The following is an 8,857-nucleotide window of genomic DNA, read 5'->3' as shown; positions in this document are numbered from 1 at the left end:
CACCCAAGACAACGACTGCTGAACACACGAAACAGAAGACACCTGGGTCACTTTTGACCCGCCCAAACTGGGTCACGGTTCAGCCGCCGCCGACAACAGCTTCCTCGTCGTGCCCGCCCGGGGCGGACGCAAGTACCAGTACCGGTGCACCTGCGGCGCCCAGGGCTGGGAGACCGAGAGTGCCTTCCGCGCGCGGCAGATGGGCCAGCAGCACATCAGCAAGGCCAAGGCCAGGTAGCGCGCGGCCGTCCGCCGGCACTCGCACCACTCGTACGAGCACTGACCACAACGGCGCGCACCCCCGGAGGGCCAACTCCGGGGGTGCTGTTCGGGCCGTTCCACCTGCAGGGGAGAACACGACCCAATGAACCACATCGTCACTGTTCAGGACGCTGTTACCGCGTTCGCCGACTTCATGGAGCCGACGGCCGCGGAGCTGGACGCGATCGAGCAGGAGATGCCGCTGATCCTGGCGGACGTCGACCTGCTCGACGTGCAGATCGCCACCCTGGACCGCACGCCCACCGAGCTGGACGCCCGCCGGATCCGCCGGGCCCGCCGCCGGGTGCTGGCCGAGCGGCTCGCCCTGGCCAACCGCACGGCCACGGCGAGCCTGCCCGGGGGCGCCGCGTGAGCGCCGCCGACGCGAACCTGACCGCCGCCCATGCGGAGGTGAGGGCGGAGATCGCGCGGACCGACAACAAGGTCGCGCTGCTGCTGGCGTTCGTCGGCGCGGTGCTGGCCGGTGCCTGGTCGGTCGCCCGCGACCTGCCCCTGACCCTGCCCGCCGCCCTCACCGGTGGTGCGGGTATGGCCGTGCTGGTCGCTGCTGCTGGGCTGCTGCTGCGGTCGGTGCGTCCGAGCCTGGGCGGTCGGCACGGCTTCCCGCTGTGGGCCACCCTCAGCCCCGACGAGATCCGCGACGCCGTTGCAGGCAACCTCGCAGCCGACATCGCAGGGTTGTCCAGGCTCGCCGTGCGGAAGTTCACCTGCCTGCGCCGCGGGGTCGACCTGACCTACGTCGGCGGCGCCCTGCTCGTCCTCGCCGCCCTGCTCCCCCTCGGGGGTGCGGTGTGAAGGCCAAGACCGTACTGCCGGCCGTCGCGATGACGGCCGTGTCCATGGTGCTCACGCTGGCCGTGGTCGTGATGTGGCTGGGCACGGCGATGCCGTGGCAGGTCGCCCTGGTCGTCGGTCTCGGTATCGACGGGGGATGGCTGGCCACCCTCGCCTACGAACGCCGCCTCGCCGCGCAGGGCGACCACTCCACCGTCGTGACGGCGGTCGGCTGGTCGTTCGGCCTGCTCGCGACTGGTGTTCTCGTCACTCACGCTCTCACCGCCGACCATTCCGTCGGCGCGTGGCTGGCCGTGTCCTGGCTGCCGGTCGCGGCGAAGGCTCTGTGGCTGGTCCACGGACTGTGGGAGCGGACCGCGCTCACCCCCACCGCACTCGATGCGATCCGGGGAATCCAGCAGGAAGCCCGCGACAAAGCAGCCGTGGCCCGCGCCCAACTGAGGGCAGGAGCCGTGACCGAGGAAACCCGGCTTACGGCCGTCACAGCGGCAGGGGCCCGCGTCGCACGCGTCCAGGCCGAGACCGCCGGCAAGCTCGCCGGAGCCTGGTCCCAACTCGAAGGTGCCCGCCAGGGCCAGGGCACAGGCAGGGCTCTTACGAGCGTCGCCACCGGATGGGAACTCCCCACCTGGGACACCACGCCGACCGATGAGAGTCCCGCAACCGCGTCCGTCCCGACCAGCGCCGCAAATGCGGAGGAATCGACCGAGAATAGTCGAGAACGGTCTACGGCTGAGCAGGGGGAATCGACCCCCGTCACGGTCACCCTGACCCGCCTTGTGGTGCCCGATCCGCTGCCCTGCGACCTGGGCAAGTCGGACACCCTGCTGAAGCCGATCCCGGCGGTCGTACCGGTCGTCAAGCCGGTACCGATCGAGACGGCTCCCGCTCGATCGATTCCGGCTGAGTCGACCCGGCCGCGCCGGGCGACAGGCCGTGTCCCGGCGGCGGCAAAGTCGACCCGCACCCGCCGCACCCCCGAGCAGCTGCTGACCGAGGCACGCAAGGAGACGGCCGCATGGCCGGACGGACAGATCACCGCCGAGGGCATCCGCCGCGCCCTGCGCACCTCCCCGGCCAACGCCCGCATCCTGCGTGACGCGCTGCTCGCTGAGCGGGCCGCGTGATGGGGGCGCTGCCGGTGTTCCGGTGGCGCCTGGCCCCGGACGGCTACGCCACCCGTCGTCAGCTCCGGGCGCGTGGTCTGCGGCCCGGCGGTCAACCGGTGGCGGCTCAGCTCGAACGGCCGCGCCGCCGCCGGCCTCCGCTGGTCGCCTACCTGTACCGGGTCGACCTGGCCCTGCCGGTCAGGCCCATGACCCCGGCTCGGTGGGCGGCACTGGCCAAGGCCAACCGTGCCCGCCGCACCGGCCCGCAGTGCCGACGCGACGCCGGATACGTCATCCCCGCCTCGCTCGGCACCTGCGTGCCCTGCACCTACCCCGCCCCCTCCAATTCCCTCAGGAGTGCCTGACGATGGGCAAGCCCGACACCCGCCGCCTGGACAAGGCGATACAGCAGAACGAACGCAAGCTTGCGGCGGTTCAGAACCGCGAGATGTGGCCGCTGAGCGGGAGCGAGCGCCGCGCCGTGCTGGGCGCGGTCGTGTCCGGCACGCGCAGTCTGCACCGGGGCAACGGCACCGCCCGCGCGGACCGGCGGATGGACACCGCCTGGCAGAGCGCCGAGACCCGGCTGATCACGGAGATCGCCGCGCTGAAGACCGAGCGCCAGCGCGTGGTGAACGAGGCCGCCGCCTCCAAGGCCGCCAAGAAGTCCTCCGGGTGGTGGTGACCACGACCGCACAGCAGACGCCTCCGGGTGAGTGCCCGCAGTGCTGGCAGCACGCCCACGACAAGCGCGCACACCGCCACCTCGACCCGCGCGAGGACTGCCCGCAGTGCGTGGACCACATGATCAACGGCTGCCCCCACCTCGTGCCCAAGAAGGAATCCCGCTGGTGGTGACCACGCTCCCGCCGCGCGCTCTTCCCGCCGCCTGACGCGCGGCCCGCACGCCTCGAATGCCGGGGCGGCCGTCCCTGCCACGGACCCGACCGCCCCGGCACTTCTCTCTCAACTCCCGCCCTGATCAGGGCAGTCAGGAGCAATCCCCGCATGACTGAGAACGTCGTTCACCTGCACAAGAGCACCGACCCGATCGCCGATGAGGCGAGCGTGACCACGCTGACCGTGGTGCCCGACCCCGCACCGCCGGCGCCCGTGCCGCTGTGGGTGCGCTCCGGCCGCGCCATCCGGACGGCCGTCACGCACGAGACCACCACGGCGACCGTGCGCGCGGTGGCCCGCCACGGCCTCTACACCTTCAACGGGGGCCGGATCGTGGCCCGCCGCACCTGGGACGGCAAGACCGGCGCCCGCTACGAGCGCATGCTGCGGGCCGCTGAGGCTGCCGGGAACTACGAGGTGGCACAGGAGTGGGAGGAGCGGTTGCAGCGCTTCCGCGAGGCCCGCCACCGCCGCCGCATGGACCTGCTCCACTCCCCCCTCGACGCGGCCAAGGGCGTCGGGGTCGGCGTCGGCATGAGCATCGGGGTGCTGGTCGCGCTCGGGGTCGTGATGGCCATCAACGACCACGACGTCACCGACGTCATCACCCCGCTGAAGGCCACCATCGACTTCATCGCCACCCTGATCCGGATCGTCCAGGTTGTCTGGCCGTACGCCACCGTCCTGGGTCCGCTGTTCGCCCTGTTCGCCCTGTGGGCGGTCGGCAGCAAGCAGCAGGCCGCACCCCAGTGGGCGCTGCCGGCCAACGTCCGCTCCGGCGAGGGTGAGCCGATCACCCCGTCCATCGTGGTCAAGGCCCTGCGTGACCTCGGTGTGCCGGCGCTGCGCAACGCCATCAAGGAGATGGGCGACGCCGGCGCGTCCATGCTCGGACCGATCACGATCGCCGGATGCGGTGTCGAGGTCGACGTCACGCTCCCGTCCGGGGTGTCGACGATCGAGGTGCAGAACCGCCGCCGCAAGCTGGCGGAGAACCTCACGAGGCACGAGCACGAGGTATTCATCACCATCCCGCCGGCCGCCCGCACCGTACGGCTGTGGATCGCCGACTCCGGCGCCCTGGACGAGCCGATCGGGCCGTCCCCGCTGGTCACCGACGAGACGCTGACCGCCAACTACAAGACCGGCAAGGCCCCGTGGGGCCAGGACCTGCGCGGCGACGCGGCCGAGCTGAGCGTGTATCAGCGCCACCTGCTGATCACGGGCCGCTCGAACCAGGGCAAGACCGCCTCCCTGCGCGCGCTCGCCCTGTGGCTGGCGCTGGACCGCTCCGTGCAGTTCTGGCTGGGCGACCTCAAGGGTGTGGGCGACTGGGCCATGTTCGACGGCATCGCCGACGTCCTCATTCAGGGACCGACCGACGACCACGTCATCCAGGTCACCGAGATGCTCGAGGACGCGGTGAATGAGATGAACCGCCGCATGGAGGTGCGCCGCACCGACCCCACGGCCGTCTTCCGGCCGCTGATCGTCCTGGTCGACGAGGCACAGGTGGCGTTCATGTGCCCGGCCGTCGACGAGGACAAGAAGCCCTACGGCGGCGCCAAGGCCACCTCCCGGTACTTCATGGCCGTCCGCAAGATCCACAACCAGGGCCGTGCGGTCGACGTGCTGATGTGGCAGGGCACCCAGGACCCCACCGACCAGAACCTTCCCAAGCTGGTCCGCGAAGGCGCCCACACCCGCGCCTCCCTCGTACTGGGCACGGAGTCTCAGTCGAGGATGGCGCTGGGCGACAAGGCCGTGGACGACGGCGCCGCCCCGCACCTGCTCCGACAGGGGCTCGACAAGGGAACCCTGGTGGTCGCCTCCGACGGCATCGACATGCCCAAGGGGCAGTCGTCCATCACCGTGCGCACCCACTTCATCGACGACGACCCGGCCGCCGAGGTCGCCGAGCGTGCCAAGACCCTACGCAACGGCGTGACCACCCTGCACGTCATCGAGCGGGGCGAGGAGCGCGACCCGCTCACCGACATCCTCGCGGTGCTCGGCAGCGATGACCGCGTGCGCACCCAGGACGTCATCAAGCGGCTGTCCGCGCTGAACGAGGACGCCTACGACAAGTGGTCGTTCGTCGACCTCAAGCGCGTCCTGGACGACGCCGGCGCCGAGCCGTACAAGTCCGACGGCCGCATGGTCGTCGCCCGCGACCGCGTCACCGCCGCGCTCGCCAACCGCGACGGCGAGGGTTCCGCTTCCGCCTCCGAGTGACAGGGAGGCGACCGGTGCCGGGGCAGGGAGGCAGGGAGAACTCCCTGACCGCCTCCCTGACCCGCCTCCCTAGCCCTGACCAGCACAAATGATCGTCCAGGGAGTCAGGGAGGCACCCCAGGTCAGCCCCCCGAAACCCCCTCCACAGCGCCCCCGGCAGGGGGTGTATCTGCCTCCCTGACCCGCGTTCGGAAGGGATTCCGCATGTACCCCGAGCACGCCCGCCACGTGCCCGCTGAGCGGGCCGTGGAAGTCCACCAGCCCACCCCCATCACCCCCGCCGTACCCCTCGCCGCGCCGATCGTTGCGGTCCAGCCGGGCAGCGTCCCGACTGTGGCAAGCATCGTCCTGCCCGACGGGCGGGTCGTCACCGGCTACGCCATCGAGCCCGCCAAGCCTGAACCAGTCGCCGCCAAGCCGGCCGTCTCCCGCGCGGCCGTCAACGTCGCCCTCGGAGGCGTGGGATTCCTCGCCGTGTGCGGCGGGCTGATCCTGCTGACCTCGTTCATCGCCGCGCTCGCCGCCTTCATCCACCAGCTCGTCATCCTCGCCGCCGTCATCTTCGGTGGATGGATCGCCGTGCAGGTCTTCAGCGCGAGCGGCCACCGCGAGGGGACGACGGTCAACATCCGCAAGGCCATCTTCAAGCGCAACCACTTCCACGGCTGACAGGAGACCAACAGCCCATGCCCCGACTCCGCATCCACATCAACGGCTGGTCGCGCCGCGCGCTGGTCCTCACCGACACCCCCGACCCCAACTGTGCCCACTGCGAAGGAGACGGCGGCTTCGCGTACGACTACGGCGACCACAACGGCGAATACGCCGGCACCGACTGGGAGCCCTGCGGCTGCTGGAACGAGCACCGCCGCTGGACCCTCATCCGCCTCCCGCGCCGCCCCCGGTGGCTGCGCCGGCGGGGCGACGACCACGACCCGTGGGGCCCGGACGGACACAGCAGCGAACCGCCCTTCTAGCTACGCCAAGGGCGGCCCCCGTCTCGCCAAAGTCCGGGGCCGCCCTTGTCATCCAGCGCTTCCTCAGAGAACTGGAGATACCCAGGATGACCCAACCCACCGACATTCGGGGAGAGCACCTGCGTACCGCTCTCTCCCTGGCAGCCTCGGGCGTGCCGGTGCTGCCGTTACGAGCCGGGAAGGTGCCGTTCGGCAACTGCCGCCGCTGCGCCGACAACGCCTGCGGGGGCCGCCCCAACATGAAGAACGCCGGGCCCTGCGCCTGCCCCGGCCCCTGCCACGCATGGGCCGCCGCAACGACCGACCCGGATGTCATCAACTCGCCCACGTGGCGGTGGGCGTGGCGCGAGGCGGCGGCGGTGGCCTACCACCCCGGGGGCGCTGGTCTTACCGTCGTTGACCTCGACAACGCGGAAGCCGTCACGTGGGCCCGTGCGAGCCTGCCCGCCACCCGGACCGTGCCGACGACCCGGGGTGAGCACTGGCTCTACAAGGGGGCCATGCAGTCCGCCAACGCCGTACGGCCCGGCGTCGACATCAAGTCCGCGATGGCCTACGCCCGTTGGCTCAGTCTCGGGACCGGCGCCATCACGGTCCTGCCGGACGTCGTGCGCGCGCTGACCGTGAAGGAGCCCCGCGCAGTCCGACGGGCGGCCGTCACTGTGCCCGTGCGGGCTGGGGGCGGGGAGTGCCCTCACCGCACGCCCGCCTACCTGGACCGTGGCATTGCGATGGCTGAGCAGCGCATCACTGAGGCTCGCGAAGCGGTGCATGCCACCGTCTACCGGACGTTCCTCGCCGTGCTGTCCACGCACGGCCCGTGCGGCTGCCTCACCGACGCCCATGTCGCGCGGCTGTTCACCGCCGCGCAGGCCAAGGGCGAGTCCCCCCGCCACTGCACCGACGCATGGACCAACGCGCGCACCGCACTGGGGATGTAGCCATGTCCGAGGACGAGAAGACTCCGGCCCGCCAGATCATCACCGACTACGCACAAGCGCACTTCCGGTACTTCCGCACTATCGACGGCACCGTCTACGCGCAGAAGAACGGCCACCCCGTCGCCCGGCCCATCCGCTCCCAGGGCACGACCGGCAGCCACCGGCAGGAACTCATGGTCGGCCTCTACAAGGACGGGGTCGGCGTGTTCAACGGCACGGCACTCAAGGAGGCGTTGGACTTGATCGAAGCACTCGCTCTGACCGAGGACGTACAGCCCACCCACATCCGCGTCGCCCCGGGATTTGACGGCGCTACCTGGCTCGACCTGGGCCGCGACGACGGCAAGTCCGTCCGTATCCACCCCACCGGCTGGGACATCCTCACCCCCGACCCGCAGGAAGTCTGCTGGCGGCGCACCCAGCTCACCGGCGAACTCCCCCTGCCCGCCCGGGACACCAACGGCAAGGGCATCGACCTCCTGCTCCGCCTGTGCAACTTCGCCAGCGCCGAGACCGAGTGCCTGGCCCTCGCCTGGCTCATCGGCTGCCTGGAGCCGTCCGTGCCCGTCCCCGCACCGTTCCTCACCGGCCCCCAAGGGGCGGGCAAGTCCACCGGCGGCCGGATGCTGGTGCGGATCATCGAAGGGATGAGTGGCGACCTGCGCCGGGCCCCGAAGGACGAGGAGAACATGATCACGGCCGTCGCCGCCGGATGGGTCACCGCCCTGGACAACCTCTCCCACCTGCCCCCGGACCTGTCCGACCTCATGTGCTGCATCGTCACCGGCGCCGAGAGCATCAAGCGCGCGCTCTTCACCGACGGCGACGTCGTCCGCTCCCGCTACCGGCGCCCCATGCTCCTGACCGGCATCGACGTCGGCGTCATCCGCCCGGACCTCGCCGAACGCCTCCTCCCGCTCCGTCTCGTACGGCCCCGGGTGCGGCGCACCGAGGCGGAGCTCTGGGCGGAGTACGCGGAGATCCTGCCGGTCGTTCTCGGCTCCCTGCTGGACCTGACGGTGAAGGTGCGGGCCGCCCAGGCGGACACCCCCACCGACCTGCGGATGGCCGACTTCGCTCACCTGTGCGCGCAGCTCGATGCGGCTACCGGCTTCGGCGCGCTCAGCGCCTACCGGGCTAGCCTCGACGACCTCAACGACGACGTCATCGAAGGTGACCTGCTGGCTCAAACGGTCTTGAAGCACGCTGCCGGGCTCGACGCGGGCGCGGAAGTCCGCATGACGTCATCGGAGTGGCTGCACTGCCTCACCAGCCTCTACAGCGGCGAGGAGTGCCGCTCCCTGCCCAAGGGCTGGCCCACCACGGGCAAGGTGCTCTCCGACCGGCTCAAGCGGCTGCAGCCGACCCTCGCCGCACGCGGCGTCCTCATCGACTGGGGCCGCACCAGCTCCGCCCGCTACATCGAGATGACCCGCCCCCCGCTCCCGTTCCCGCACGAGCAGGAAACGGCGTTCTGACCTCCGCCACCCGGCGCCGCACCGAACAAGCAAGAGGAGCACCCCGTGTTGCCCGGCACTCAAAATGCCGATGACTTCGGCATTCACGGTGCCGATGTTCGGTGACGACGACGCCCCGCCGGCGGGTGCCAGGCGGGGCG

At 71.1% G+C, this 8,857-nt stretch carries 12 protein-coding genes; all 12 read left to right on the top strand.

What is annotated here, in order from left to right:
- Positions 1-109 precede the first annotated feature (109 nt).
- On the top strand, positions 110-238 hold the full coding sequence (locus ACWD35_RS43990; RefSeq protein ID WP_451356948.1) for a hypothetical protein: 129 nt from the start codon (positions 110-112) through the stop codon (positions 236-238).
- A 126-nt stretch (positions 239-364) separates the two neighbouring features.
- Complete coding sequence (locus ACWD35_RS43985) at positions 365-634, top strand: DUF6284 family protein (protein ID WP_451356947.1); 270 nt, start codon at positions 365-367, stop codon at positions 632-634.
- Entirely contained in the window at positions 631-1,077 is a 447-nt protein-coding gene (locus tag ACWD35_RS43980; protein WP_451356946.1) for a Pycsar system effector family protein, read from the top strand. Before ACWD35_RS43985 ends, ACWD35_RS43980 begins: the two co-directional genes overlap by 4 nt.
- Positions 1,074-2,204 (top strand): hypothetical protein, encoded by a 1,131-nt coding sequence (locus tag ACWD35_RS43975; protein ID WP_451356945.1) that lies wholly within the window; start codon positions 1,074-1,076, stop codon positions 2,202-2,204. The genes ACWD35_RS43980 and ACWD35_RS43975 overlap by 4 nt, the downstream gene beginning before the upstream one ends.
- On the top strand, positions 2,204-2,551 hold the full coding sequence (locus ACWD35_RS43970; RefSeq protein ID WP_451356944.1) for an RRQRL motif-containing zinc-binding protein: 348 nt from the start codon (positions 2,204-2,206) through the stop codon (positions 2,549-2,551). The genes ACWD35_RS43975 and ACWD35_RS43970 overlap by 1 nt, the downstream gene beginning before the upstream one ends.
- Positions 2,552-2,553: 2 nt before the next feature.
- Positions 2,554-2,871, top strand: coding sequence for a hypothetical protein (locus ACWD35_RS43965; RefSeq protein ID WP_451356943.1), 318 nt, complete (start codon positions 2,554-2,556; stop codon positions 2,869-2,871).
- Entirely contained in the window at positions 2,868-3,044 is a 177-nt protein-coding gene (locus tag ACWD35_RS43960; protein ID WP_451356949.1) for a pRL2-8, read from the top strand. Before ACWD35_RS43965 ends, ACWD35_RS43960 begins: the two co-directional genes overlap by 4 nt.
- A gap of 150 nt (positions 3,045-3,194) precedes the next feature.
- Positions 3,195-5,321 carry an FtsK/SpoIIIE domain-containing protein gene (locus ACWD35_RS43955; protein ID WP_451356942.1) on the top strand — a complete coding sequence of 709 codons (2,127 nt, stop codon included), beginning with the start codon at positions 3,195-3,197 and terminating at the stop codon, positions 5,319-5,321.
- 204 nt (positions 5,322-5,525) lie between these two features.
- Complete coding sequence (locus tag ACWD35_RS43950; RefSeq protein WP_451356941.1) at positions 5,526-5,990, top strand: hypothetical protein; 465 nt, start codon at positions 5,526-5,528, stop codon at positions 5,988-5,990.
- A gap of 17 nt (positions 5,991-6,007) precedes the next feature.
- On the top strand, positions 6,008-6,298 hold the full coding sequence (locus ACWD35_RS43945) for a hypothetical protein (RefSeq protein WP_451356940.1): 291 nt from the start codon (positions 6,008-6,010) through the stop codon (positions 6,296-6,298).
- A gap of 86 nt (positions 6,299-6,384) precedes the next feature.
- Entirely contained in the window at positions 6,385-7,239 is an 855-nt protein-coding gene (locus ACWD35_RS43940) for a bifunctional DNA primase/polymerase (protein WP_451356939.1), read from the top strand.
- A 2-nt stretch (positions 7,240-7,241) separates the two neighbouring features.
- On the top strand, positions 7,242-8,717 hold the full coding sequence (locus tag ACWD35_RS43935; protein WP_451356938.1) for an ATP-binding protein: 1,476 nt from the start codon (positions 7,242-7,244) through the stop codon (positions 8,715-8,717).
- Positions 8,718-8,857: the final 140 nt, after the last annotated feature.

This window comes from Streptomyces sp. NPDC002671, assembly GCF_053592475.1.
Note: the sequence above shows the minus strand (reverse complement) of the source record. Positions and strands in the feature narration are given on the sequence as shown.

Excerpts from the sequence above, each read along its gene's own strand:
- ACWD35_RS43985 (WP_451356947.1), top strand. The coding sequence starts at position 365 with ATGAACCACATCGTCACTGTTCAGGACGCTGTTACCGCGTTCGCCGAC.
- ACWD35_RS43970 (WP_451356944.1), top strand. The coding sequence starts at position 2,204 with ATGGGGGCGCTGCCGGTGTTCCGGTGGCGCCTGGCCCCGGACGGCTAC.
- ACWD35_RS43965 (WP_451356943.1), top strand. The coding sequence starts at position 2,554 with ATGGGCAAGCCCGACACCCGCCGCCTGGACAAGGCGATACAGCAGAAC.
- ACWD35_RS43955 (WP_451356942.1), top strand. The coding sequence starts at position 3,195 with ATGACTGAGAACGTCGTTCACCTGCACAAGAGCACCGACCCGATCGCC.
- ACWD35_RS43950 (WP_451356941.1), top strand. The coding sequence starts at position 5,526 with ATGTACCCCGAGCACGCCCGCCACGTGCCCGCTGAGCGGGCCGTGGAA.
- ACWD35_RS43945 (WP_451356940.1), top strand. The coding sequence starts at position 6,008 with ATGCCCCGACTCCGCATCCACATCAACGGCTGGTCGCGCCGCGCGCTG.
- ACWD35_RS43940 (WP_451356939.1), top strand. The coding sequence starts at position 6,385 with ATGACCCAACCCACCGACATTCGGGGAGAGCACCTGCGTACCGCTCTC.
- ACWD35_RS43935 (WP_451356938.1), top strand. The coding sequence starts at position 7,242 with ATGTCCGAGGACGAGAAGACTCCGGCCCGCCAGATCATCACCGACTAC.